We start from the raw sequence: 25,761 nt of genomic DNA, 5'->3' as shown, positions 1-25,761 counted from the left end.
GGTCCAATGTGGGAGGGGGCTTGCTCCCGATAGCGGTGTATCAGTGACGGGTGTGCGGACTGACACTCTGCTATCGGGAGCAAGCCCCCTCCCACAGTTGGCTCGCATTCATTCCTTATTTGTTGGAAAACGGCGTAAATCGAGGGTCATAGGCAATTCATCGTTCACCACTACACCCGGCACAGAGAGCTTGCCCGGGCTATGCCCCAAGCGGAAAAACCGCGCCATCCGCCGGCTCTCTGCCTCATTGGCATTCACCGGCAAGCTGTCGTAATTGCGTCCACCCGGATGCGCCACATGGTATTGGCAGCCGCCCAGCGAGCGCTGCATCCAGGTGTCGAGCAGGTCGAATACCAAGGGCGCATGCACTGCGATGGTCGGTTGCAGACAGTTGGCCGGTTGCCAGGCGCGGTAGCGCACGCCGGCGACAAACTCGCCGACGCGGCCGGTCGGCTGCAGCGGCACCGGGATGCCATTGCAAGTCAGCAGGTAGCGTTGCGCTGGCAGGCCAGTCAACTTCACTTGCAGGCGCTCCAGGGACGAATCCACATAGCGTACCGTACCGCCCACCGCGCCCTCTTCGCCCAGCACATGCCAAGGCTCCAAGGCCTGACGCAGTTCCAGTTCGATACCGCTGACGGCGTAGTCGCCCACCTTGGGAAAGCGGAACTCCAAGTGCGCCGCGAACCATTCGGCGCGCAGCGGGTAGCCGGCCGCATTCAGTTCGACGATCACGTCGGCAAAGTCCTGCTCGATAAAATGCGGCAACAGGAAACGGTCATGTAACTCGGTGCCCCAGCGCGCCAGTTTCGGCGGCGCGTAAGGCTCACGCCAAAACCGTGCCACCAGTGCGCGCAGTAGCAACTGCTGGGTCAGGCTCATGCGTGCATGGGGCGGCATTTCAAAGGCGCGCAATTCGAGCAGGCCCAGGCGGCCGGTAGCGCCGTCGGGGGAGTAGAGTTTGTCGATACAGAATTCGGCGCGATGGGTGTTGCCGGTTACATCGATCAGCAAGTTGCGCAGCAGGCGATCCACCAGCCATGGCGGGCATTCCTCGCCCGGTGCGGGCATCTGCGCGAAGGCGATCTCCAGTTCGTACAACGCATCGTTGCGTGCCTCGTCCACCCTTGGCGCCTGGGAGGTCGGACCGATAAACAGACCGGAGAACAAGTAGGACAGCGACGGGTGGTTATGCCAATAACTGATCAGGCTGCGCAGCAGGTCAGGACGGCGCAGGAACGGTGAGTCCTTGGGCGTCGCGCCGCCCAGCACAAAATGGTTGCCGCCACCGGTACCGGTGTGGCGCCCGTCGATCATGAATTTCTCGGTGGTCAGGCGGGTTTGCCGGGCTTCTTCATAGAGGAACTCGGTGCGTTCTACCAACTCGTCCCAGGTGGCGGACGGCTGTACGTTGACCTCGATGACACCGGGGTCCGGCGTGACCCGGAAGTTGCTCAAGCGCGTATCCGCGGGCGGCTCGTAGCCTTCCAACAGCACCGGGCAATGCAACTCTTCGGCGGTGGCCTCGATGGCGGCCACCAGTTCCAGGTAATCCTCGACGCGTTCCAGCGGCGGCATAAACAGGTACAGGCGCCCTTCCCGCGCTTCGGCGCACAGTGCGGTACGGGTAAGCCAGTCAGCGGATTCATCGACCTTCGGCACACGCTCATCGCTCGTGGCCGGCTCGCCGTGGCTACGCAATTGTTCGGTGGTCGGCAGGTCAGGCTGATCCTGATTCGGGTCGGTGGGGTGCACGAACGGATACTCCGCCGCCGTCACCCAGGGCTGGGACGACAAAGGCAGGCGATAGCCCAGCGGCGAATCGCCCGGCACCAGGCGGCAGTGATTATCGCGCAGGTACCAGCGACCACTCTGCCAGCAGTCATTGGCCGCGGTGCGCGCCAGGGGCAGCACGTGGCCGATGACTTTATCCAGGCCCTGAGCGAAGACTTTGCGCAGGCGTTCGCGCTCCAGTTCGTCGCTCAAGCGCGGGTCCTGGGCGCTGACGTTGTGCGGCAACGCGCCCTCACGCCACAGGTAGTAGAAGTTGTCTTCAAAGGCCTGGAACACAAAGTGCGTCGCAAGCTTCAAGCGCTCGGCGATGCTCGCCAGGAAGCGCCCGGCCATCGCGTCGTCAGCGCCATAATCCTCTTGTTCATCGGCGATCAGCGCGCTGTTGTGCCAGATCGGCACCCCATCGCGGCGCCAATAGCAGTTGAGCGACCAACGCGGCAGTTGCTCGCCGGGGTACCACTTGCCCTGGCCGAAATGCACCAGGCCCTTGGGCGCATAGTGCCGGCGCAGGCGTTGGAACAGCTCGGCGGACAGGCGACGCTTGTCCGGCCCCAGGGCGGCGGTGCTCCATTCGGCGCCGTCAGGGTCGTCGATAGAGACGAAGGTCGGCTCGCCGCCCATGGTCAGGCGCACGTCGTGCTTGAGCAGGTCAGCGTCGATCTGCCGGCCCAGGGCCTGGATCGCCAGCCATTGCTCTTCGGTGTAGGGCTGGGTCACCCGTGGCGCTTCCCAGATACGCTCCACCGACATCTCGTGGGTAAATTCACACTCGCACGGCTCCACCAACCCGCTGATCGGCGCGGCAGATGATGGATCGGGGCTGCAGGCCAACGGGATATGCCCTTCACCGGCGAACAGCCCGGAAGTCGCGTCAAGGCCGATCCAGCCAGCGCCGGGCAAATACACTTCGCACCAGGCATGCAGGTCGGTGAAATCGACTTCGGTGCCGGAGGGGCCGTCGAGGGCTTTGACGTCAGCGGTGAGCTGGATCAGGTAACCCGAGACAAACCGCGCCGCCAGCCCCAGGTTGCGCAGCACTTGCACCAGCAGCCAGGCCGAGTCGCGGCAGGAGCCGGAGGCATTTTCCAGGGTGAATTCCGGGGTTTGCACGCCCGGCTCCATGCGGATCAGATAGCCGATATCGGCGGCCAGGCGCTGGTTCAGCCCAACCAGGAAATCCACCGCAGGTAATGGCGTACGGTCGATACCGGCCAGGTACGCGGCGAATCTTGGCGTCAGCGGCAAAGTTTCCAGGTACGGCGCCAGTTCGCGTTGCTCATCGGCGGCGTAGTTGAACGGGATTTTTTCGGCATACGGCTCAAGGAAAAAATCGAATGGGTTAAACACCGCCATCTCGGCAACCAGGTCGACTTCGATACGCAGTTCGTCCGTCTTTTCCGGGAACACCAGGCGCGCCAGGTAATTACCCTGGGGGTCTTGCTGCCAATTGATGAAATGCTGCTCGGGCAGCACTTTCAACGCGTAGGACAAGATCCGCGTACGGCTATGGGCTGCCGGGCGCAAACGCACAATCTGTGGGCCGAGTTCGACAGCGCGATCGTAGCGGTAGTGCGTAACGTGGTGCAACGCGACATGAATCGACACGGCGGCCTCCTGCGAGCCAGGGCATAGGCACAATGTGCGCAAGACTTATGCCAGTGCGGCAGTCATTGCGCTTCATCGTGGGGCCCGGTGCAGTACAGCACCAAAACAGCGCCAACGTGGGTGCCGTGGTACAAGTGACGCACATATTTGTGGCGCGGGCATGAGAGTGGGCGGTGAACCTACCCGGTCAACGATGTCTGTGTCGGGCAATCATGACTTGGCGCTGGCAGCGGACTTCGACCAGTTTCTGGCGCATTTCACGGTGGCGTTTGCTGTTGAACAGCAATAACCCAAGCAATGGAAACAACAGGCTCAAGGCATATACCACCCCATTCGGTTGATCATTGAGTGTTGGCAATACACCCAGAAAGCATACCCCCAGCAGCATCACTAACGGCCACATCCATTGGGGACGCCCGCGTGCAATCATGAAATTGCAATGCACAATGACTAGCGTGAGTGCGATACCCACCAGGAAGGAGTACTTGGCGTTATCTGCCATGGACAGGCTTGGCATATAGCTGTCGAAGAACACCGGAACCGCAAACACGAGCGTGAAAATGCAGGCAAATATCGCCCCCATAAAGACTGGGAAATACGTCGACAGAAAACTGCGAATGCTAGGCAGCTCGTTCATTGCTCGGCCTCCTCATACAGCCCTATGGCAATTGTGCGCACGTTTCCTGACACCGCACTGCCGGTAAAACCGATGGCCGCGCCCAACGCGTCCTTGATCTGCGTGACCGTTGCATGCTTGACCTCGGTGGGCGTGAACCGCTTAGGCAATTCGCCCGACAACTGCTTCAACTTGATCATCTTGGACGTCAAGCGTGGGTCGTTGATGCTCAGCAGCTCTTTGGTCAACTTGGCGCGCTCCTGTCGATTCAGGCCCCTGAGCACCTCTCTCACACTTTTCCCGGTAGAGGCCCTATTCAGCCGCACCAGCTTGACCGTTGCCAATGCCGATGAACCCACCCCAATCAACGACGCTGCATCCAGGGCAATCATGGTGTATTGGTACCATTCCTCACTGTCGAGCTGATCATTGCGCGCAGGATTGCGGATCTCATTGACCGTGCGATAGCCGCTGGCAAAACACTGCACAGAACTGGCTGCCGCAGCCGTGTAGCCGAGCGCCACGACCACCGAACTGGCCCCCGCCGAAAACGGGACCGCGACGGAACCACTGAGCACCACAATCCAACCGATGACCGCGCCGGCACACGATAGTGTGGTATTGACCGCTTCACCCACCAACCGGGACTCACGCGGATTGTCTTGCACCTGCTGGGCGAATTGCGTTGGCGCGATGTACTTCTGCGCCTCACGCAGGATCACACGCTTGGGTGCGATGCTGCAGATGGGCTGAAATTCGCGCAGGGTGACAACGTTGAAATCGGCATCGATATACACCACACCTGCACCGACAATGGCGGGGTCGGCATCAATGGCTGCAAACAGCCGCGGCAGGTTGATCTGGCTTTCGATGCGCTGGCGCGCCATGAACTGGGAGCGGTTGAAGTCCATGCCGATGCCGGCCAGGGGGTTGCCCATGGGGTGTTCTTCCTTGAAGCGGTGGAGACTGGACTGATTTTCTGGCGAAGGCGCAGCGACAGCTGGTGAGTCTACCCAATCAACGGGCTTTGCGTTGCGCAATGGCCGCTTGGCGCAAATGGCGGATTTCGAGCAGCCGCTGGCGCATTTCACGATGGCGCTTGCTGTTGAGCAACAACAAACCCAGCAGCGGAAACAGCACCGCCGAGCCGTACACCAGGGTATTGAGGCCGTATTGAATCATCGGCAACACGAACAGCAGGCAGCACACCAGGTAGCCCGCCACCAGCCGAGTCGCCCAGGGGAACCCGCGTGCAATCATCACATTGCCAAACACCAGCACCGCTACCAGCACCAGGATTGCAGCTGCGGAGTAGTTGGCCTTGAGCGCCGGCTCAACACCGCGCAAATAGGTCACGCCCGCCGTGGAGACAGCCACCGAACCAGAGAAAATCGCCATGAAGATGGTGCCCATGAACACCGGAAAATAACGCGCAAGGAAACTGCGCCTATCGGGAAACCCCTTCATTCCGTCAGTTCCTCATACAGGCCAATGGCAAGCGTCGATGCCGAGCCGACGTGACCGGTTCGATAGCTGCCCCAGATACCCAACATGCCGCCCAAGGCGTCCTTGAGCTGGGTGAGCGTGGCATGACGAATTTCCGTGGAGCTGTAGCGCTTGGGCAACGTGCCGGCGCGCTGCTGCAACTTGAGCAACTTGGGGGTCAGGCTCGGGTCTTTGAGGCTGAGCAATTCCTGGGTCAACTTCTTGCGCTCCTGGCGATTCAAGCCCTTGAGCAGCTCATACCAACTCTTGCCCAAGGCAGCGGCCTTTTTGGCCTTGAGCAGCCTTAAGGTGGTGAAGGCTCCCGTTCCGATCCCGACCAACGATGCGGCATCGAGAATCGGTGACACCGCGCCATACCACTGGGCGTCGTCCATGCGGTCGTTGGCATCCGGGTCAAGGATTTCGTTATAGGTACGGGCCACGCCAAACCCGCACTGAGCACTGCTGGCCAGCGCCGCCGTGACACCAATACCCACCACAAAAGCACTGGCACCGGCGGTGAAGGGTACGGCGACGCTGCCACTGAACACCACGATCCAGCCGATCACCGCCGCCCCACAGGAAAGCCCCATATCAAAGGCCTCCTTCTGGAGGCGCCCTTCACGGGGGTCGGTCTTCACCTGCTCGACAAACTGCGCCGGCGAGATGTACTTCTGCGCCTCGCGCAAAATGACGCGCTTGGGCTTGATGCTGCAGATGGGCTTGAATTCGCGCAGGGTAATGACGTTGAAGTCGGCGTCGATGTATACGACGCCTGCGCCAACGATACCTGGATCGGCATCAATGGCTGCAAACAGCCGCGGCAGGTTGATCTGGCTTTCGATGCGCTGGCGCGCCATGAACTGGGAGCGGTTGGAGTCCATGCCGATGCCGGCCAGGGGGTTGCCCATGGGGTGTTCTTCCTTGAAAGGGTGGAGACTGGACTGACGCTATCGGGAGCAAGCCCCCTCCCACACTTTAATGTGTGAATACATTCAAAATGTGGGAGGGGGCTTGCTCCCGATAGCGCTTTAATGGCCACCACCTTAACAAACAGGCTCCCAACCGCCTAGAAAGCAAAACGCCAGCACGAGGCTGGCGTTCTGCATATTCAAGCGACGATCAACGCGGCACCACCGGCTTGCGCGCAGGCTTGCCGCCCTTGCCCTTGGCCGCATCGGTGCGTTCCTTTGCCGCTTGCTTGTTACGCGCCTGGGCCGCCGCTTTGGCTTGCTCACGCTTGTCCCACGGGTTGCTGCCGTCGCTGCCACGGGGTGGCAGGCCGGTGTGCTGGGTGAGGATTTTGGTCGTGGTTTCCTTGGCGACCTTGTGGCTGCCGGCCGGCGTCGAGTTCTTGCGCCGGGCGCTCTGGTAGCTGTCGGTGGACGGCTGGTGCAGCGGGATCAGCTGGTCTTTCCCAGGCCCGATCAGATCGGCACGGCCCATGCGGGTCAGTGCTTCACGCAGCATCGGCCAGCCCTTCGGGTCGTGGTAGCGCAGGAACGCCTTGTGCAGACGGCGTTGCTCTTCGCTCTTGACGATGGTCACCGCGTCGCTCTTGTAGGTGACCTTGCGCAATGGGTTCTTGCCCGAGTGGTACATCGCGGTGGCGGTGGCCATTGGCGAGGGGTAGAACGCCTGCACCTGGTCGGCACGGAAGCCGTTGCCCTTGAGCCACAGGGCCAGGTTCATCATGTCTTCATCGGTGGTGCCCGGGTGGGCGGCGATGAAGTACGGGATCAGGTACTGCTCCTTGCCCGCTTCCTTGGTGTACTTCTCGAACATGCGCTTGAACTTGTCATAGCTGCCAATGCCCGGCTTCATCATCTGGTTGAGCGGACCTTCCTCGGTGTGTTCCGGGGCGATCTTCAAGTAGCCCCCCACGTGGTGGGTCACCAGCTCTTTGACATATTCTGGCGACTCGACGGCCAGGTCATAGCGCAGGCCGGAAGCGATCAGGATCTTCTTCACGCCCGGCAACGCTCGGGCACTGCGATACAGCTGGATCAACGACGAGTGGTCGGTGTTCAGGTTCGGGCAGATGCCAGGGAACACGCAGGATGGCTTGCGGCACGCGGATTCGATTTCCGGGCTCTTGCAGGCGATGCGGTACATGTTCGCGGTCGGACCACCGAGGTCGGAAATCACACCGGTGAAACCCGGGACCTTGTCGCGGATCTCTTCGATCTCGCGGATGATCGACTCTTCGGAACGGTTCTGGATGATGCGGCCTTCGTGCTCGGTGATCGAGCAGAAGGTGCAGCCGCCAAAGCAGCCACGCATGATGTTCACCGAGAAGCGGATCATGTCGTAGGCCGGGATTTTCTCCTTGCCGTACGCCGGGTGCGGTACGCGGGCGTAAGGCATGCCAAACACGTAGTCCATTTCTTCGGTGGTCATCGGAATGGGCGGCGGGTTGAACCACACATCCACTTCACCATGCTTCTGCACCAGGGCGCGGGCGTTGCCTGGGTTGGTTTCCAGGTGCAGCACGCGGTTGGCGTGGGCGTAGAGCACCGCGTCGCCGCGAACTTTTTCCACCGAGGGCAGGCGGATAACGGTCTTGTCGCGGGTCATGCGCGGGCTGGCCAGGATCTGTACGACCTTGGCTTCTTCCGGATCGTCCACCGGCCCCTTTTCCTGCTCGATGGCGCAGGCTTGGGTGTCCTGGGTGTTTACATAGGGGTTGATGATCTTGTCGACCTTGCCCGGGCGGTCGATACGCGTGGAGTCCACTTCGTACCAGCCTGCCGGCGTGTCACGGCGAATGAACGCGGTGCCGCGCACATCGGTGATGTCTTCGATCTTGTGGCCCCACGACAGGCGCTGGGCGACTTCGACGATGGCGCGCTCGGCGTTGCCGTACAGCAGGATATCGGCGGTGGCGTCGATCAGGATCGAGTTGCGCACACGGTCCTGCCAGTAGTCGTAGTGGGCGATGCGGCGCAGGGAGGCTTCGATGCCGCCCAGCACGATCGGCACGTTCTTGTAGGCTTCCTTGCAACGCTGGCTGTACACCAGGCTGGCGCGATCCGGGCGTTTGCCGGCCATGCCGCCTGGGGTGTAGGCGTCGTCGGAACGGATTTTCTTGTCGGCGGTGTAGCGGTTGATCATCGAGTCCATGTTGCCGGCCGCGACACCGAAGAACAGGTTCGGCTCGCCGAGCTTCATGAAATCGTCTTTGGACTGCCAATTCGGCTGGGCAATGATCCCGACGCGGAAGCCCTGGGCCTCCAGCAGCCGGCCGATGATCGCCATGCCGAACGATGGATGGTCAACGTAGGCATCACCGGTGACGATGATGATGTCGCAGGAATCCCAGCCAAGCTGATCCATCTCCTCCCTGCTCATCGGCAGGAATGGCGCAGGACCGAAACATTCGGCCCAGTACTTGGGATAGTCAAATAACGGCTTGGCTGTTTGCATGACGGTGACCGGTGTTGAGATGAAAAATCGCGGGCGCGGAATATAGCACAAATTTTGACCAATTCCGACGGCAATGGTCGGCTTTAATCCTGGCCGTCTCCCTCCGCGCCGGGCGCCCAGCTTTTGCGGGCGTGCGGGTAACAAGTAGATAACCTTCAGCGACGAAAACCCTGGATAGGCTGGCCCCAAATGACTATCCATTTGGAGCCCCTGATGACCAGCAACCCCACGCCTGCGTTTTCGACTCACGCAGCCTTTATTCGCACCCAACTGCCGGCCTGGCTGACGCTTGCGCCCAAGGAGTTGCGCAAAGCGTTGCGTGAAAGCCTGCGCAAGAGCAATAAGGCCAGGCATGATCTCAAGGCCTATCTGCACAGCCTCAAAAGCCCGGAAGCCTATGCGCGGCCCATGCTCAGGCAAGCCCTGCAACGCAAGTTTCCCGGCCAGCGGATCGATGAGTCCGCGCTCCTGGTGCGCAAATGGAAGCACCAACACTTGCTGGGCCTGGTCAAGACGGCCGCAGGCACTACGGAGCAGAGCCTGTTGGAGGTAGCGCTACAAAACTTCGAAGCGGACGAAGCCGAAGGCAAGGGTATCGAGGCCGGCTCGGGCATCTACACCCAGGCCGGAGGTGGCCGCCAGCTCAGCCCCGTGACACCGCAGCAAATGGCCAAACTGTGCCGCGATCTGGATATCGGCCGGTATTACCAGTATCACGTTGAACAGGTACTGGGCACCACCCATACCCTGACCATGACCTCGCACGTGCGCATGCTGTTTGTCGAAAAAGAAAAGCACAGCCTCGCGGTGTCGCTGCATTTGGCGCGACTGAACAATGTGCTGGTCCAAGAACGCTATGATCAGTTGCTTGCACTGGCGCGCGACGGCAGCCACCCACAGTTGCGCTGCAGCCACCTTACCCTCGACACGGTCGTGCTGCCCAACGTGCTGGTGTTCGAATGGGGCAGCGACAACCCGCAACAGTTGCTCTACGTGCCGGAGGATCCAGCGGCCCCCTTGCGCTTGCACTCGTCCGAGGAAGACTTGAACCAGCAGTTGGCGGACCGACTGAGCAACACACCCGGCTACCTGGCGTTTTTCAAGCGCCTGGTGCCCCTGCATCATCGCGATACCCTGCTCGAGGTACGACCCGCCTGGAGAGACTGGTTCTCCGTCGGGGCTACCGGCAAACTGATACCGGCCAGCCTGGCCAAACCCATGACATATACCGCCATCCGCGGCCATGTGTTCCTGGCCATCACCCGCCACCGCATCGAGCAAATCAAACAGGACGCGCGCGCATTGGTAGTGCCCACTGCGGACGCAGACCTGGCCAGCCGGCAAAAGCGCTTGCAGTCCTATCTGGAGCTGGGAAAGTCGGTGCTGTTCTTCGCCGCCTCATTTGTGCCGATCGTCGGCGAGGTCTTATTGGCAGTCAGTGCGGCGCAATTGCTCGGCACCGTCTACAACGGTTTTGCCGCCTGGAGCCGGGGCGACAGCGACGAAGCCCTCGACGATTTGATGGATGTGGTGGACGCGGCCACTACCACCGCCATCACCGCTGGCGCGGTCAAGGCGGTGGGTTTTTCCGCCGGGTTGGTCAAGGTCAGGCTGCGCGGTGGGCGTGAACGCCTGTGGAACCCGGACCTTGCACCCTACCGCCATCTGGAAAGCACCTTGCCCGGAGGCTTACCCGCCGATGCCGACGGCGTGTACGCACACGCAGGGCAGGCCTATGTGAAGCTCGACGACCACCTGCATGCCATCCAGCGCGACGCTGGCAGCCAGCAATGGCAACTGCAGCACCCCAGCGATCCCGACGCCTACACCCCGCCTCTGCACAGCAACGGCAGCGGTGGCTGGCGGCATGCCCACGAGACGCCGCGGGACTGGGATGATCTCAAGCTGATCAAACGCCTCGGACCAGACGCCACCAACATCACCCAGGGCCAGGTCGAGCCACTGCTGTTGGTCGGCGGCGCCAACAGCAGCACCCTGCGCCGGACTCACCAGGAGTCGCTGCGCCCACCACCGCAGCTGCGCGAAACGCTCAAACAGTTCAACCTGCAAGAGGAGATCAACAACTTCGACGCAGATCGCGCCGAGGGTTCGACACTCACGCCCTGCACACCTTATATCCAACTCCATGAGGTCTGCTTCCTCCCCGAATGGCCCCGCGACCGAGTGGTGAATATCGTCGATGACCAGGGCAAGAACCTGATCAGTCTTGGCGGTGGCACGCGAGCCATCAAGGTGCCGCTGGCGCGCTTCAGGAAGGGCGAATTATTGTATTGCCTGAAGGACGCCCTACCCACGGCTGAATTCAACGAGCTGCTGCCCGCCGAACCCGCTGAGCAACGGACCAACATCGAGAACCTGGCCCAGCGCTTGAGCCAAGCGGTGCCTGAGCATTCACACCGCCTGTTGACCTGGCTGGAAAAGACGCTGAAGCAACCCGGCAACAGCGTTGAGCAGGAGATCGGCAAGCTGGTCCCGGACTTGCCGACCAGCCAGGTCGAAGAAATGGCCTCGGTACTCAGCCCCGAACAGCGACGCAAATTGCTACTCGAGAAAAGCCTGACCCGACAACAACACTGGGAAGCCGACCAGTACCTGCAACAGGCCGAGGCCAGCCGGCTGCTCGCCAGCCTGCACCTGGACTCAATGGCCACGCCGCAAACGCCGGAACTGATGCTCGCAGCCCTGGAACAATTGCCCGGCTGGCCCGTCTCGCGCCGCCTGGAGGTACGCGACATCGGCACCAGTGGCCCGCTGCTATGCAGCAGCGGCACGGGCGACGCCAGCCAGCGCTTGCTGATCATCCGCGAAGGCCAGCACTATCGCCCACAAGATAGCCAGGGCCGGGCGCTGGCCGAACCCAGTGACCTGCCCACTGCCATCAGCCGCACGTTGCCGCCCGCCGAACTCAACGACGTACTGCACCAGGCCCAGGCAAGCACTCTCAAGCAGGCCATGCGTAAAGCCAGCCAGAAGAGCATGGCCGAGGGTTTGGTTGCCAAGCGTGCATCATTCAAACGCAGCGATTCGTTTCCCATGCGGCACCGGATCGAACCCGCATTTGCCGAGCCCGCACCGCCAGCGGGGCTCACGCTGAGGGCGGATGGCATCTATCAGGCGCCTGTCCTGCCCGACGGCAGCTATCGCTATTACCTGCTGGATAACGCCAGATACTACCGGGTACAGCCCGATGACAGTGGTTGGCGCCTGATCGACGCACGCAGCCAGTTCAGGGCCTACCAGCCTTATGTGCGCAAGCGCAGCGAGGGTGGTTGGGAGCTGGACGGCACCGTCGCCACGCCGTTCGGTGGCGTACCGATGCCTGATTTCGAAGGCACGACGCCAGGCGACTCCAGCGAAACCTTCGCATCTGCCGAACCCGCCACGGATTATGAGTCGGCCGACGAAGGCGCCATCGTGTATACGGCGGACGAACTGCAGCACATGCGCTCGTCGGCCAGCTACCAGCACAGCGTCAATCACCTCGGCGTATTCGATCGCGCCAACAATGGCCGCTACCCTTTGCGCGATACCGAAGGACGGCCGCTGCGAATCAAATCAATCCAGGCCACCGGACGCTCAAGAAGGGGCACGCCCTATGGCAAGGCGTTGATCATGCCGTTCATCGAGTGGGAAGGTTTTGAGAAAGTGGCGGCGCTGTACGACGAAAAGTTGAAGGTAGTGCCCTTCACCGCAGCACATCAGAAGTTTCCCGAAGAGGCCAGCCTGCTCGGCCAATCCACAGTGGTGACCACCAGAGCTATTGCCAAGGGCGAAACACTGGGGGTGTACGGCGGCGAGCTGGTGCCCTCGCGAATTGCCCAGCAGCGTCGCGATCCCTATCTGCTTGATGTGCACACGTGGGTGCAACCGGGCGCACAAAAAGGCAGCACGCCGACGCCGAAAATGGTCAGTGCTTTCCTGAGTTTCTCGGGCGACAACCTACTGTCGAGGATCAATACGATATTCGAGTACAACAACGGCATACCCGCCAGGCAAGCCAGCACCGGCTATAACGTCGAAGATGCCGGCTTTGTGGTCGATGTGCTGACCGCTGACGAGTCGCGGATGCGCCTGCGCCTGAGCGCTTTCTTTGCCACCGAGGAGATGGCGGCCGGCACGGAGTTGCGCTGGGACTATGGTTACGACGAAAAGATGATCAAGCAGCTGTTCAGCAAGGCCGATTGACGCTTGGCTATTCGTCGTCGTCGAAGTTGTAGCTGCCCGGCGCCAGGTTTTCGAAGCGCGTGTACTTACCGATGAACGCCAGGCGGATAAAGCCGATGGGGCCGTTCCGCTGCTTGCCGATGATGATCTCGGCGATGCCCTTGTGCTCGGTCTCGGGGTGGTACACCTCGTCGCGGTACACAAACATGATGACGTCGGCATCCTGCTCGATCGCTCCGGATTCACGCAAGTCGGAGTTCACCGGGCGCTTGTTGGGCCGTTGTTCCAGGGAACGGTTGAGCTGGGACAGGGCCACCACCGGGCAGTTGAATTCCTTGGCCAGGGCTTTCAGGGACCGGGAGATTTCAGAAATCTCGTTGGTACGGTTGTCACCGCTGGAACCCGGGATCTGCATCAACTGCAGGTAGTCGATCATGATCAGCGCGATGTCGCCGTGCTCGCGCACCAGGCGGCGGGTACGCGCACGCATTTCGGACGGGCTGATACCGGCGGTGTCGTCGATGAACAGCTTGCGGTCGTTGAGCAGGTTGACCGCCGAGGTCAGGCGCGGCCAGTCGTCGTCTTCCAGTTGGCCGGAACGCACTTTGGTCTGGTCGATACGCCCCAGGGACGAGAGCATACGCATGATCAGCGATTCGCCTGGCATCTCGAGGGAATACACCAGCACCGCCTTGTCGCTGCGCAGTACGGCGTTTTCCACCAGGTTCATCGCAAAGGTGGTCTTACCCATGGATGGACGGCCGGCGACGATGATCAAGTCGGACGGCTGAAGGCCGCTGGTCTTTTCGTCGAGGTCGGTGTAGCCGGTGGAAATACCGGTGATGGCCGCATCGGTGTTGAACAAGGTGTCGATACGGTCGATGGCCTTGGTCAGCAGGTCGTTGACGCTGACCGGGCCACCGGTCTTGGGCCGCGCTTCGGCGATCTGGAAGATCTGGCGCTCGGCTTCGTCGAGGATCTCGGCGGCGGTACGGCCTTCGGGGTTGAAGGCACTGTCGGCGATCTCGGTGCTGATGCCGATCAACTGGCGCAAGGTGGCGCGCTCGCGGACGATCTGCGCATAGGCCTTGATGTTGGCGACGGACGGCGTGTTTTTCGCCAACTCACCGAGGTAGCCCAGGCCACCGACCTGGGAGGTCTGGCCTTCCTTGTCCAGCTGTTCGGCCAGGGTCACCACGTCGATCGGTGAGTTCTGGTCAGCCAGCTTGGCGATGGCGCGGAAGATCAGGCGGTGGTCATGGCGATAGAAGTCACCGTCCGAGACTTGATCCAGCACGCGTTCCCAGGCGTTGTTGTCCAGCATCAAACCACCGAGCACGGCCTGTTCGGCCTCGATGGAATGCGGCGGCACCTTCAGGGCAGCGGTTTGCAGATCGTATTGCTCAGGAGCGGAGATTTCGTTCATGGCCACTTGGAATTTAAGGGTGTGTAGAAAAACAAAAGGCACGACCTGTAAACAGGATCGTGCCCGATGTTAACCGCCTGGCACGCGAGGTGCCAGTCAGTTAGGTGCGGCTTAAGCTGCTACCACGACAACGCGTACGGTGGCTTCAACTTCGGCGTGCAGGTGCACGGCTACGTCGAATTCGCCTACGTTGCGGATGGTGCCGTTCGGCAGACGAACTTCGCTCTTCTGCACTTCAACGCCGGAGGCGGTCAGTGCATCGGCGATGTCGTGGGTGCCGATCGAACCGAACAGCTTGCCTTCGTCACCGGCGGTGGCAGTGATAGTCACTTCCAGCTCAGCCAGTTGGGCAGCGCGAGTTTCGGCCGAAGCTTTTTTGTCTGCTGCGGCTTTTTCCAGCTCAGCACGACGCTCTTCAAACGCAGCCAGGTTGGCAGCGGTTGCAGCGGTGGCTTTGCCGTATGGCAGCAGGTAGTTACGACCGTAGCCGGCCTTAACGTTCACTTTGTCGCCCAGGTTGCCCAGGTTGGCGACTTTTTCCAGAAGGATCAGTTGCATGTGAAAATCCTCTAACTTTTAACCTTCACCGTTCGCGTTATCGGCGTCTTTCGACGCCAGACGACCGCGAAAATCAATCAGGCCGTCGACAATGGCCAAGACCACGAGTAACGGATAGATCAGCTGCATGAACAGCAACAGCGTGACGTACAACCCCACCAGCCAAAACCTGGCCAGGCGCTTGCGCGCAACCAGCCCATGGATCAGGGCCAGCCCGGCAAACACCAGCGGTACGCTGCAAATCGGCGCCAGCAAGGCCATCTGTGGGCCGAAGTTCGGCCCGACAACCATGCACGCCAGCAGCAACATCGCCGGCCCCGCCGGGATTCTGATACTGCGAAACTCGCGACCAAAACCACCCGGGTTGTACAACAACGCCTGCCAGTAACGCCCAAGAATCAGGCTCAGCACGCTGACGACCTGCAACAATGCCGCAATCAGGCCGGTCAGGACCGGGGCAATCAGTGACGCAAACCGCGCTCGCTCATCTACCGACAACTGCTGGTAGAGATCCCCGAGGGCCAACGGCAGGATCTTGACGATCTCCTGCGACAGCGCCTCGATTTGCGGGCGGAAAGCCGCGCCAAGCATCACTGAGTACACCAACCCCAATGCCACGCTGACCAGCAGCGTGCGGACCCAGGACTCACTTGCGCGCAGAACCAACGCAAGGCTCGATGACCCCAGCAGTACCAGAAGTACCCGTGGATCACCCATTTGCAGCCACCAGATCAAGGCCGGCAACAAACCCAGGGCAAGAACGCCAAGGGCGTCCTTCAAACCGCGCCGCAGCAGCACAAGGCAACCTGCGGCAGCACCCAACCAATAAAGCAACGGCAATGCCGCACAGCCAGCCACTACCAGAGTGGCCTGCACGCGACCGCGCATGATGAACTCAGCTAAGGCGCGCATGCATTCAATCCCTTACTACTTGTCGACTGCCCGGTCTCAGCGGCCGTGGCTGTCGGTGTAGGCCAGCAGGGCCAGGAAGCGGGCGCGCTTGATAGCGGTGGCCAGCTGACGCTGATAACGTGCTTTGGTACCGGTGATACGGCTTGGAACGATTTTGCCGGTCTCGGATACGTAGGCTTTCAGAGTGTTGAGATCTTTGTAATCGATCTCTTTCACGTCTTCAGCGGTGAAACGGCAGAATTTACGACGACGGAAGAAACGTGCCATTTGATAGGCTCCTTAAAAGGTCCGTGGATTACTCGTCAGCGTTATCGCTGTTGTCACTGTCATCAGCGCTATCATCAGCGCCTTCTTCAGGACGGTCGCGACGCTCACGGCGCTCACTGCGGTTTTCTTCAGCCTTGAGCATCTCGGATTGGCCGGTAACGGCTTCTTCGCGACGGATGACCAGGTTACGGATCACTGCATCGTTGTAGCGGAAGTTGTCTTCCAGCTCGGCCAGGGCCTTGCCAGTGCACTCAACGTTCAGCATCACGTAGTGAGCCTTGTGAACATTGTTGATTGCGTAGGCCAGTTGACGACGGCCCCAATCTTCCAGACGGTGGATTTTGCCGCCGTCTTCTTCGATCAGCTTGGTGTAACGCTCAACCATGCCGCCGACTTGCTCGCTTTGATCCGGGTGGACCAAAAAGATGATTTCGTAATGACGCATGAATGCTCCTTACGGGTTGTAGCCTGCCGCTCAAAAACGGTCAGACAAGGAGTGAATGACACTTATGGATCTTGCCGCAGGGGAGGCACATGCGTGCCTGCCAGGAAGGCAAGGGGCGCAATTGTAGAGAAGGGGGAGAAGCGGCGCAAGGTGATTGGTGATTATTTGAACAATCTCCCAAACACCACAAAACTAAATGTGGGAGGGGGCTTGCTCCCGATAGCGGTGGGTCAGTTACAGGTGATGTGACTGAACTCCAGCAATCGGGAGCAAGCCCCCTCCCACATTTTGGTTCTGTGCCAGGCTCGGGATTACTTCTTGGCCTTGACCTTGGCACCGCGCTGACGCTGGGCCTCAAACAGACATACACCCGTTGCAACCGACACGTTCAGACTGCTGACACTACCGGCCATCGGCAAGTGCACCAGGTAATCGCAATGCTCACGGGTCAGGCGACGCATGCCTTTGCCTTCGGCGCCCATGATCAGGATGGTCGGGCCGGTGAGGTCCTGGTCATAGATGCTGACCTCGGCCTCGCCTGCCGTACCCACGACCCACAAGCCACGCTGCTGGAGCTTCTCCAGGGTGCGCGCCAGGTTGGTCACGGCCACCAATGGAATCACTTCCGCCGCACCGCAGGCGACTTTACGCACTACGGGTGTCAGGGTCGCTGACTTGTCCTTGGGGACGATCACCGCCAGCGCGCCGGCGGCGTCCGCCGAACGCAGGCAGGCGCCGAGGTTGTGCGGGTCGGTCACGCCGTCCAGCACCAGCAGCAACGGCGCGCCTTCGGTGCGGTCGAGCAGCTCGTCGAGCATCGCTTCGCCCCAGACCTGGCTTGGGCTGACGTCCGCCACCACGCCCTGGTGCACGCCTTCGACCCAGACGTCCATTTCACGACGCTCGGCCTGGCCGATGGCCACCTTGTTTTGCGTGGCCAGCTCGACCAGCGCCTGTACACGCGGCTCGCTGCGGCCTTCGGCCAACCACACCTGCTTGACGCGCTTGGGATGGTGACGCAGTAGTGCTTCTACGGCGTGTACGCCGTAGATTTTTTCCAGACTCATGACTTGGCCTTAGGTTTGCGCGACCCGCTGCTTTTGGCGGGGGCCGAACCCGCTTTCGGCGGGCCTTTACGGTGTTTACTCGGCTTGCTCGACGGTTTTTCCGCCCCTTGGGACTTTCCCCCAGACGCCGCTTTACCACCGCTTTTGGCTTCGTTGAGCAACTGCTGCTTCAACTCGCGGCTCTTGCGCAGCTCGGCGTTTTTCGCCGCGGCATCACTTGGGCGGTAGGCTTCAGGGGCCTTGTCCTTGGCAGAAGAGCGACGACCGGACTTGGCCGGTGCAGGCTCGGCGACTGCCGCTTTCGCAGGTGCCCCTTTGCCCTTGGTCGCCGGGGCTGCGGTTTCACTGCCACGCTTTTTACGGCCAGCCGGTTCTGCGGGCTTGTCAGGCATGCCGAAGTCGATCTTGCGCTCGTCGAGGTCGACGCGCATGACCTGCACTTCCACGGTATCGCCCAGGCGGAAGCTGCGCCCGGTGCGCTCGCCCGCCAGGCGGTGATGCACAGGGTCGAAGTGGTAGTAGTCACCCGGCAAGGCGGTGACGTGCACCAGGCCCTCGACGTAGATGTCGGTCAGCTCGACGAACAGGCCAAAGCCGGTCACGGCGGTGATCACACCCGGGAACGTCTCGCCCACGCGATCCTTCATGAACTCGCACTTGAGCCAGTTCACTACGTCACGGGTGGCTTCGTCGGCGCGGCGCTCGCTCATGGAGCACTGCTCGCCCAGCTGTTCCAGGGCCGCCTCGTCGTACGGATAGATCCGTGCCTTCGGAATGGTCATGGCACCGGCGCGCTTGACGTGCGGGGTGTTCTGCTTGGAGTGGATCACGCTGCGGATCGCCCGGTGCGTGAGCAAATCCGGGTAGCGACGAATCGGCGAGGTGAAGTGGGTATACGCCTCGTAATTCAAGCCGAAGTGGCCCTGGTTGTCGGCGCTGTATACCGCCTGGCTCAGCGAGCGCAGCATCACGGTCTGGATCACGTGGTAATCCGGACGATCCTTGATGCTGGCCAGCAGGGCCTGGTAATCCTTCGGCGTCGGGCCGTCCTTGCCTTTGTGCAGGGACAGGCCAAGCTCACCGAGGAACGCGCGCAGCTTTTCCAGGCGCTCCGGCGGCGGGCCGTCGTGCACCCGGTACAACGCTGGAATTTCGTGCTTTTTCAGGAATTCGGCGGTGGCCACGTTGGCCGCCAGCATGCATTCCTCGATCAGCTTGTGCGCGTCATTACGGGTGGTCGGCGTGATAGCGGCGATCTTGCGCTCGGAACCGAAGACAATCCGGGTTTCCTGGGTTTCAAAGTCGATCGCGCCACGGGTATGACGGGCACCCAGCAACACCTTGTACAGCGCGTAGAGCTGCTTGAGGTGTGGAACCACGCCAGCGTATTCGCTGCGCAGGGCCTTGGCTTCGCTGGTCTTCGGTGTTTCCAGGATGGTGCTGACCTTGTTGTAGGTCAGGCGTGCCTGGGAGTGGATCACCGCTTCGTAGAACTGGTAGTCGGTCATCTCGCCGGTTTTCGAGATGGTCATCTCGCACACCATGGCCAAGCGGTCGACTTTCGGGTTCAGGGAGCACAGGCCGTTGGACAGCTGCTCAGGCAGCATCGGGATGACGCGCTCAGGGAAGTACACGGAGTTGCCGCGAACCTGGGCTTCGTTATCCAGGGCCGAACCGATCTTCACGTAGCTGGACACGTCGGCAATCGCGACGAACAGCTTCCAGCCGCCGGAGAACAGGCGCAGTTTGCCGGGCTTGGCTTCGCAGTAGACCGCATCGTCGAAGTCGCGGGCATCTTCGCCGTCGATGGTGACGAACGGCAGGTGACGCAGGTCGATGCGTTTTTCTTTGTCTTTGTCTTCGACTTCCGGCTTGAGCTTGGCGGCTTCCTTGAGTACCGCCTCAGGCCAGACGTGAGGAATATCGTAGGTGCGCAGCGCAACGTCGATTTCCATGCCCGGCGCCATGTAGTTGCCGACCACTTCAACGATATCGCCCTGGGGCTGGAAACGCGCAGTCGGCCAATGGGTGATCTTCACCTCGACGAACTGGCCCACCTTGGCGGCGCCATTGCGGCCCGGCGTGATCAGCACTTCCTGCTGGACCTTCGGGTTATCCGGCACCACAAAGCCGATGCCGCCTTCTTCGAAGTAACGGCCGACGATGGACTCGTGGGCACGGGACACCACTTCGACGATCACGCCTTCACGGCGACCGCGACGGTCGAGGCCGGAAACGCGCGCCAGGGCACGGTCGCCATCGAACACCAGGCGCATTTGCGCAGGGCTCATGAACAGATCGTCGCTGCCGTCGTCCGGGATCAGGAAACCAAAGCCGTCACGGTGGCCGGCGATGCGGCCCAGGATCAGGTCGAGCTTGTCTACCGGTGCGTAGGTGCCGCGGCGGGTGTAGATCAGTTGCGCGTCGCGCTCCATGGCGCGCAGGCGGCGGCGCAGGGCTTCGAGCTGGTCTTCGGTGGTCAGACCGAATTCTTCGACCAACTGCTCGCGGCTAGCAGGCGAACCACGATCGGCGAGGTGCGCCAGGATCAGTTCGCGGCTAGGAATAGGGTTTTCATATTTTTCCGCTTCACGAGCGGCCTCGGGATCGAGGGACTGCCAATCGGCCATTAGAGAGTTTTCACCTTGTCTATATGTGGGTTAGTTTGGCATACGCGTATTGAAACGGGAAATTTCAGGTATCAACAAGCGTTTAAAAGCCTTTTGCGACCCCCGGCGCGCACCTTGCACGACCATTGGCGAAATTTTCCAGGCTTTTTTGATGGCAGGGGTTTACAGCGCAAATATCGCTCCGTATAGTGCGCGCCATCGACGACGGCAACGTTGTCAGATAATGCCCAGGTGGTGAAATTGGTAGACACGCCAGCTTCAGGTGCTGGTGATCGCAAGGTCGTGGAAGTTCGAGTCTTCTCCTGGGCACCAAATTCAGATCAAACCCGCGAAAGCGGGTTTTTTCGTTTCAGGCCTTTGATTTTTAACGGAAAAATTGATTTATATTTTTCGAATCAGGGGTTTACAGATCAAAAAGGCCGCCGTATAGTTCGCCCCATCGACAGCGGCAACGTTGTTAGATAATGCCCAGGTGGTGAAATTGGTAGACACGCCAGCTTCAGGTGCTGGTGATCGCAAGGTCGTGGAAGTTCGAGTCTTCTCCTGGGCACCAAATTCAGATCAAACCCGCGAAAGCGGGTTTTTTCGTTTCTGACGCTTGAAAAACTCCCCAGTGATTTGCCCGCTCATCCGCACATGAGAAGTTTTATCGTTTATCCTTGCAATGATTTGTTGCATATAGCGAGGAACACTTCGGATGATGATCCGCGATAACCGTCTCACAACATCCCTTCTGCGCGGCCTGAGCCTCACCCTGCTCGGCCTGACACTGCTCTCGCCCGCCGCCTACTCCGCCGACAAGATCGCCCTGACCTTGTACAACGGCCAACATAAGGAAGTCGGCGATGAACTCGCCAAAGCCTTTGAAGCCAAGACTGGCATTCACGTTAACGTGCGTAAAGGCAGCAGCAATCAGTTGGCCAGCCAGGTCGTCGAAGAAGGTGACCGTTCCCCTGCCGACGTGATCTATACCGAAGAGTCGCCGCCACTGAACAAACTCGGCGAGCAAGGCTTGCTGGCGAAGATCGATGCCAGCACCCTGGATGTACTGCCCAAAGATTACGTCGGCCGTAACGGCGATTGGATGGGCGTGACCGCCCGCACCCGCGTCGTGGCTTTCAACCCAAAACTGATTGCTGAAAAAGACCTGCCCAAGTCGGTATTGGACTTCGCCGGCCCCGAGTGGCAAGGCAAGGTCGGCTTCGTACCCACCAGCGGCGCCTTCCAGGAGCAAGCGGTGGCGATCATCAAGCTGCACGGTCGCGAAGCTGCCGAAGAGTGGCTGACCGGCCTGCGCGCCTTCGGCAAGGTGTACAGCAACAATATGGTCGCCCTCAAGGCCGTGGAAAATGGCGAAGTGGCCACCGTGCTGGTGAATAACTATTACTGGTTTGCCCTGAAGAAGGAAAAAACCAACCTGGATTCCCAACTGCACTATTTCACTGATGGCGATGCCGGCGGCCTGATCACCGTGTCCTCCGCTGCCGCACTGAAATCCAGCAAGCATCCCAAGGAAGCTCAGCAATTGCTGGCATTCATGGCCAGCGAAGAAGGCCAGCGCGTGATCACCAACACCTCGGCCGAGTACCCGCTGCGCAAGGGCATGGAATCCAACCGTGGCCTCAAGCCCTTCAGCGAGCTGCAACCGCCGAAAGTCACTCCGGCCGACCTTGGCAATGCTGAGGAAGCACTGGAGCTGGAACGTGATGTTGGCTTGAACTGATGAACCCGTCGCTGACGACCGGCGCATTCAGCCCCCGGCGCAAACGCCCTTCGATCTGGCTGTTGCTGCCGGTGCTATTGCTGGTTGGCCTGAGCCTGCTGCCACTGGCATATGTCGGGCTCAAGGCTTGGCAGGCCGGCTGGGCAGAGGCGGTGCATCTGTTGTGGCGGCCGTATGTCTTTGGCCTGCTGCGCAACACCCTCGCGCTGATGGTCGGCGTGACGGTGGCCTGTGGCGTGATCGGCCTGTCCCTGGCCTGGCTGCTGGAGCGCAGCAGCCTGCCAGGGCGGCGCCTCTGGGGCGTGATCCTGTGCCTGCCGTTTGCGGTGCCGGCATTTGTCAGCAGCTTTACCTGGGTGTCGTTGAGCGCCAACTTCGAGGGGCTCGGCGGCGCAATCCTGGTGATGAGCCTGTCCAAATACCCGCTGGTGTTTTTGCCGGTGGCGGCAACCTTACGCAACCTCGACCCGTCCCTGGAAGAATCCGCCCGCACATTGGGGCTGAATCGCTGGGGCGTGTTCTTTCGCATCACCTTGCCGCTGCTGTGGCCGTCGTTGCTGGCCGGGGCGTTGTTGATCGCCCTGCATATGCTGGTGGAGTTCGGCGCGCTGTCGATCATCGGCCTGCAGACCTTCACCACAGCGATCTACCAGCAATTCGAACTGGAATTCAGCAATGCCAATGCCGCGATGCTTTCGGCGGTGCTGCTGGTGATGTGCCTGACCCTACTGTGGCTGGAGTTGCGCGTGCGCGGCAAAGGCCGGCATGTGCGCATCGGCCAGGGTGCGGCGCGACATGCCGGACAGGTCCAACTGGGCAAGTGGGCGTTATTGGGTCAGGTGTATTGCCTGGCGCTGGCAATCATCGGCAGTGGCATTCCATTGGGGATGCTCGGTTACTGGCTGGCGGTAGGCTCATCTGCGGCGTTTCCGATGGCAGAGATAGGTGAGGCGCTGCTGTCCTCCCTGGCACTATCCCTGGGCGGCGCAGCTCTGTGCCTGGCGCTGGCGGTGCCGGTGGGATTGCTGGTGGTGCGCTACAAAGGTCAACTGGCGATCTGGGCCGAGCGCCTGCCTTACTTGCTGCACGCCCTGCCCGGCCTGGTGATCGCGCTGACCCTGGTGTATTTCGCCCTGCACTACGTGCCGGTGCTGTACCAGACCTCGGCGTTGCTGCTGATCGCTTATGCGCTGCTGTTCTTGCCCTTGGCCCAGGCGCCGATTCGCACCGCGCTGAACAAGGCCGCACCGCAATTGGAAGAGGCAGCACGCACGTTGGGCGCTTCGTCGTTCAGTGCGTTTTGCCGAGTGACGTTGCCGATTATCTTCCCGGCGTTGGGGGCGGCATTTGCACTGGTGTTTCTGGATGCGATGAAGGAATTGACGGCGACGTTGCTGTTGAGCCCAACCGGGCTGAATACCTTGGCGACTGCCGTTTGGGCACATACCTCGAATGTGGAGTTTGCGGCGGCGGCGCCTTATGCAGCGTTGTTGATATTGGTGTCGGGGTTGCCGGTGTATTTGCTCACGACTCGGATGTATCTGAGTCGCTGAGATCGCTATCGGGAGCAAGCCCCCTCCCACATCGGAACGCATTCCAAGTGTGGGAGGGGGCTTGCTCCCGATGAGGCCGGCACAGGCAACACTAAGCCCTGAACTGCCCCAGGCTCGCCTTCAACTGCGCCGCCAACCCATCGAGCACCTTGCCACTGGCCGTCGTCTCTATTACCGCCTGCGCCGCACGCTCGGCCTGGGCATGGATTACCTCCACCCGCCCGCGCACTGCATGGGCGCCCTGGGCCTGATGCTCGGCTGCACGAGTCGCCAGGCCGATGGCCGCGTGCACCTGCTCCACCGATGCCTGGACCGTCTGTTGCAAGCGCACGCTGTCGCGCAGCACCAGCAATCCTTCATTGGCCTGGCGCCCAGCCTTACCAATGGTTTCCACCGCCTCACGCGCGCCCTGCTGCAATGCCACGATATGCGCCTGGATATCGCCAGTGGAGCTTTGGGTCTTACTGGCCAATGCACGCACTTCGTCCGCCACCACTGCGAACCCACGACCGGTCTCACCGGCGCGGGCTGCTTCGATGGCTGCGTTGAGGGCGAGTAGGTTGGTTTGCTCGGCGATGCCATGGATCACGGTCAACACCACCTCGATCTGCTCGCTTTGCTGGGCCAGGCGCTCGATAACCTGGGAGCCGGCCTGGACCTGCCCTGCCAACGCCTCGATCAAGCTGCCGACTTCGGCCGACGTGCGCGAATTTTCATCCGTGGCCTGGCGAATATCCACCACTTGTTGCAAGGCTGCCTGCATGGCATGGCTTTCGGCCTGGGCCTCGTCGGCCATTTGCGAGAGTGCGCGCAAACTCTGCGCCACTTCATCACGCTGCAAGCCAGCAGCAGCATCGGCGCCGGCATTGCGCAACGTCATGGCGCCGATTTCCACACCGGTGCGCTGGGCCACGTCGCCTGCTTCGCGCACGATGGGTTGCAATTTATCCACAAAGCGATTGACCGCAGAGGCCATGTCACCAATTTCGTCCTTGCTGTTGATCTGCACGCGCTTGGTAAGATCACCCTCGCCTGCCGCCAGGTCATCCATGGCCGCGATCAGCAGCTTCAAGCGATTGACCACGCGCCGACCGAGTACGATGGCGATCAGCAGCAGCACGCCAAGGCCCACCAATGCCAGGCCCATGCCGATGCGCCAGCGCAGGGTGCTCGCAGCTTCCTGCACGGCACTGGCGGTATTGGCGGTCATTTGGGTAGCTGTGGCCTGCGCCGATTGCAACCTGGCGCCCATGGCGGCGGCACTGTCAGCAGCAGCCCCCTTGAGACTATCGCCCACCAGCTGGTCACCGCTGGCAATCAGCGCGGCAAAGCGCTTATCCAATGCTTGCAGATCGGCTTCAACCGCCGCAGTGGATACGCCCATGCGCACCTTGCCGATTTCCACGCCGTTGGGGCTGATAGAGGCTTCTACGTAATACACGGAAGGGTCAGTCCTGGCCGCGTCCAGCACTTTATCCAGGGCACGCTCGCCCGCTCCCTTCGCCAGCAGGGCCTGGTTGATCGGGTTTTCGCGATTCAGGTAACGGGTCAAGTGCTCGCCTGCTGCGTCGTCATACACTACGAACAACACATTGGGGTTACGCTGGGCACGCCGGGCGAACTCCGACAACGTCGGCACATCACTGTCCCACATGGCGCGAGGGGCCACTGAAGCCAACAATTGCGCCATATCATTGGCGGAGTCCTGCAGGTCTTTTTCCAGGGTCGCACGCAGCTGTTTCTGTTCTTCCTGCAAGCGCGTGGAAAGCCCCGCCGTCAGACGCTGGCGGGTACTGGTCGACAGGCTGTCCAGGCTGGAGGTGACTTCCTTGCCCGCCTGGGCCAATTCGCCAGACAGCTTCTGGCTGTCGATACCCAGGCGATTGCTCAAATCGGCCTCCAGTGCAGTGACCGTGCTCCGCGTCAGAGCGACGGCGACCAGCACTTGCACCAAAAGAGCGATACCAAGGGTAACGAAGACCGGCCGCAACAGCCGGCTTTGTAACAATGAGAGAACGGCAGACATCGGGAATCCCTCCACCACGGGTGCCATTAAATTGATAGCACCG

Annotated in this window: 17 protein-coding genes and 2 tRNA genes; 5 read left to right on the top strand and 14 right to left on the bottom strand. The window is 60.9% G+C overall.

The window, feature by feature from the left end; all coding sequences use genetic code 11:
• Window positions 1-108: 108 nt before the first annotated feature.
• The 6 genes from QYQ93_RS03580 to QYQ93_RS03555 form a co-directional block, all read right to left on the bottom strand.
• Window positions 109-3,399 (bottom strand): transglutaminase family protein, encoded by a 3,291-nt coding sequence (locus QYQ93_RS03580; RefSeq protein WP_338476342.1) that lies wholly within the window; start codon window positions 3,397-3,399, stop codon window positions 109-111.
• Window positions 3,400-3,586: 187 nt separating this feature from the next.
• On the bottom strand, window positions 3,587-4,036 hold the full coding sequence (locus QYQ93_RS03575) for a hypothetical protein (protein ID WP_043047856.1): 450 nt from the start codon (window positions 4,034-4,036) through the stop codon (window positions 3,587-3,589).
• Window positions 4,033-4,953, bottom strand: coding sequence for a hypothetical protein (locus QYQ93_RS03570; RefSeq protein WP_043047857.1), 921 nt, complete (start codon window positions 4,951-4,953; stop codon window positions 4,033-4,035). The genes QYQ93_RS03575 and QYQ93_RS03570 overlap by 4 nt, the downstream gene beginning before the upstream one ends.
• A gap of 79 nt (window positions 4,954-5,032) precedes the next feature.
• Window positions 5,033-5,482, bottom strand: a complete 450-nt coding sequence (locus QYQ93_RS03565; protein WP_057023420.1) for a hypothetical protein — start codon at window positions 5,480-5,482, stop codon at window positions 5,033-5,035.
• Window positions 5,479-6,411 (bottom strand): hypothetical protein, encoded by a 933-nt coding sequence (locus QYQ93_RS03560; RefSeq protein WP_043047859.1) that lies wholly within the window; start codon window positions 6,409-6,411, stop codon window positions 5,479-5,481. Before QYQ93_RS03560 ends, QYQ93_RS03565 begins: the two co-directional genes overlap by 4 nt.
• A 211-nt stretch (window positions 6,412-6,622) precedes the next feature.
• Window positions 6,623-8,926, bottom strand: coding sequence for a YgiQ family radical SAM protein (locus QYQ93_RS03555; protein ID WP_043047861.1), 2,304 nt, complete (start codon window positions 8,924-8,926; stop codon window positions 6,623-6,625).
• Between the two features lie 213 nt (window positions 8,927-9,139).
• On the opposite strand from QYQ93_RS03555, the gene QYQ93_RS03550 reads away from it, so the two are divergent.
• Window positions 9,140-13,132 (top strand): dermonecrotic toxin domain-containing protein, encoded by a 3,993-nt coding sequence (locus QYQ93_RS03550; protein ID WP_338476340.1) that lies wholly within the window; start codon window positions 9,140-9,142, stop codon window positions 13,130-13,132.
• Between the two features lie 7 nt (window positions 13,133-13,139).
• On the opposite strand, the gene dnaB is transcribed toward QYQ93_RS03550, so the two are convergent.
• The 7 genes from dnaB to rnr form a co-directional block, all read right to left on the bottom strand.
• On the bottom strand, window positions 13,140-14,537 hold the full coding sequence (gene dnaB, locus QYQ93_RS03545; protein ID WP_003188079.1) for a replicative DNA helicase: 1,398 nt from the start codon (window positions 14,535-14,537) through the stop codon (window positions 13,140-13,142).
• A 111-nt stretch (window positions 14,538-14,648) separates the two neighbouring features.
• The gene (rplI, locus tag QYQ93_RS03540) at window positions 14,649-15,095 is read right to left on the bottom strand and encodes a 50S ribosomal protein L9 (protein ID WP_003171376.1); all 447 of its coding nucleotides are present in this window, start codon (window positions 15,093-15,095) and stop codon (window positions 14,649-14,651) included.
• Window positions 15,096-15,113: 18 nt separating this feature from the next.
• Window positions 15,114-16,007, bottom strand: a complete 894-nt coding sequence (locus QYQ93_RS03535; protein WP_043047864.1) for a hypothetical protein — start codon at window positions 16,005-16,007, stop codon at window positions 15,114-15,116.
• A 36-nt stretch (window positions 16,008-16,043) separates the two neighbouring features.
• On the bottom strand, window positions 16,044-16,274 hold the full coding sequence (gene rpsR, locus QYQ93_RS03530; RefSeq protein ID WP_002551829.1) for a 30S ribosomal protein S18: 231 nt from the start codon (window positions 16,272-16,274) through the stop codon (window positions 16,044-16,046).
• A 28-nt stretch (window positions 16,275-16,302) separates the two neighbouring features.
• Complete coding sequence (gene rpsF, locus QYQ93_RS03525) at window positions 16,303-16,719, bottom strand: 30S ribosomal protein S6 (protein WP_005784250.1); 417 nt, start codon at window positions 16,717-16,719, stop codon at window positions 16,303-16,305.
• 311 nt (window positions 16,720-17,030) lie between these two features.
• Window positions 17,031-17,786 (bottom strand): 23S rRNA (guanosine(2251)-2'-O)-methyltransferase RlmB, encoded by a 756-nt coding sequence (rlmB, locus tag QYQ93_RS03520; protein ID WP_021493242.1) that lies wholly within the window; start codon window positions 17,784-17,786, stop codon window positions 17,031-17,033.
• A complete protein-coding gene (gene rnr, locus QYQ93_RS03515) occupies window positions 17,783-20,416 on the bottom strand; it encodes a ribonuclease R (protein WP_043047866.1) in 2,634 nt (877 codons plus the stop codon). Before rnr ends, rlmB begins: the two co-directional genes overlap by 4 nt.
• 225 nt (window positions 20,417-20,641) lie before the next feature.
• Between rnr and QYQ93_RS03510 the strand changes: the two genes are divergently transcribed.
• From QYQ93_RS03510 to QYQ93_RS03495, 4 genes are all read left to right on the top strand, one after another.
• Window positions 20,642-20,728, top strand: a tRNA-Leu gene (locus QYQ93_RS03510).
• A 154-nt stretch (window positions 20,729-20,882) separates the two neighbouring features.
• Window positions 20,883-20,969, top strand: a tRNA-Leu gene (locus QYQ93_RS03505).
• 144 nt (window positions 20,970-21,113) lie between these two features.
• Entirely contained in the window at window positions 21,114-22,139 is a 1,026-nt protein-coding gene (locus tag QYQ93_RS03500) for an iron ABC transporter substrate-binding protein (protein ID WP_124399131.1), read from the top strand.
• A complete protein-coding gene (locus QYQ93_RS03495; RefSeq protein WP_043047868.1) occupies window positions 22,139-23,692 on the top strand; it encodes an ABC transporter permease in 1,554 nt (517 codons plus the stop codon). The genes QYQ93_RS03500 and QYQ93_RS03495 overlap by 1 nt, the downstream gene beginning before the upstream one ends.
• A 91-nt stretch (window positions 23,693-23,783) precedes the next feature.
• On the opposite strand, the gene QYQ93_RS03490 is transcribed toward QYQ93_RS03495, so the two are convergent.
• The gene (locus QYQ93_RS03490) at window positions 23,784-25,718 is read right to left on the bottom strand and encodes a methyl-accepting chemotaxis protein (protein ID WP_043047869.1); all 1,935 of its coding nucleotides are present in this window, start codon (window positions 25,716-25,718) and stop codon (window positions 23,784-23,786) included.
• Window positions 25,719-25,761: the final 43 nt, after the last annotated feature.

The sequence above is a fragment of the Pseudomonas khavaziana genome, from assembly GCF_036704165.1.
In the GTDB taxonomy this organism is placed as follows: domain Bacteria; phylum Pseudomonadota; class Gammaproteobacteria; order Pseudomonadales; family Pseudomonadaceae; genus Aquipseudomonas; species Aquipseudomonas khavaziana.
Note: the sequence above shows the minus strand (reverse complement) of the source record. Positions and strands in the feature narration are given on the sequence as shown.

Excerpts from the sequence above, each read along its gene's own strand:
- QYQ93_RS03575 (WP_043047856.1), bottom strand. The coding sequence starts at position 4,036 with ATGAACGAGCTGCCTAGCATTCGCAGTTTTCTGTCGACGTATTTCCCA.
- QYQ93_RS03570 (WP_043047857.1), bottom strand. The coding sequence starts at position 4,953 with ATGGGCAACCCCCTGGCCGGCATCGGCATGGACTTCAACCGCTCCCAG.
- QYQ93_RS03565 (WP_057023420.1), bottom strand. The coding sequence starts at position 5,482 with ATGAAGGGGTTTCCCGATAGGCGCAGTTTCCTTGCGCGTTATTTTCCG.
- QYQ93_RS03560 (WP_043047859.1), bottom strand. The coding sequence starts at position 6,411 with ATGGGCAACCCCCTGGCCGGCATCGGCATGGACTCCAACCGCTCCCAG.
- QYQ93_RS03555 (WP_043047861.1), bottom strand. The coding sequence starts at position 8,926 with ATGCAAACAGCCAAGCCGTTATTTGACTATCCCAAGTACTGGGCCGAA.
- QYQ93_RS03550 (WP_338476340.1), top strand. The coding sequence starts at position 9,140 with ATGACCAGCAACCCCACGCCTGCGTTTTCGACTCACGCAGCCTTTATT.
- dnaB (WP_003188079.1), bottom strand. The coding sequence starts at position 14,537 with ATGAACGAAATCTCCGCTCCTGAGCAATACGATCTGCAAACCGCTGCC.
- rplI (WP_003171376.1), bottom strand. The coding sequence starts at position 15,095 with ATGCAACTGATCCTTCTGGAAAAAGTCGCCAACCTGGGCAACCTGGGC.
- QYQ93_RS03535 (WP_043047864.1), bottom strand. The coding sequence starts at position 16,007 with ATGCGCGCCTTAGCTGAGTTCATCATGCGCGGTCGCGTGCAGGCCACT.
- rpsR (WP_002551829.1), bottom strand. The coding sequence starts at position 16,274 with ATGGCACGTTTCTTCCGTCGTCGTAAATTCTGCCGTTTCACCGCTGAA.
- rpsF (WP_005784250.1), bottom strand. The coding sequence starts at position 16,719 with ATGCGTCATTACGAAATCATCTTTTTGGTCCACCCGGATCAAAGCGAG.
- rlmB (WP_021493242.1), bottom strand. The coding sequence starts at position 17,786 with ATGAGTCTGGAAAAAATCTACGGCGTACACGCCGTAGAAGCACTACTG.
- rnr (WP_043047866.1), bottom strand. The coding sequence starts at position 20,416 with ATGGCCGATTGGCAGTCCCTCGATCCCGAGGCCGCTCGTGAAGCGGAA.
- QYQ93_RS03500 (WP_124399131.1), top strand. The coding sequence starts at position 21,114 with ATGATGATCCGCGATAACCGTCTCACAACATCCCTTCTGCGCGGCCTG.
- QYQ93_RS03495 (WP_043047868.1), top strand. The coding sequence starts at position 22,139 with ATGAACCCGTCGCTGACGACCGGCGCATTCAGCCCCCGGCGCAAACGC.
- QYQ93_RS03490 (WP_043047869.1), bottom strand. The coding sequence starts at position 25,718 with ATGTCTGCCGTTCTCTCATTGTTACAAAGCCGGCTGTTGCGGCCGGTC.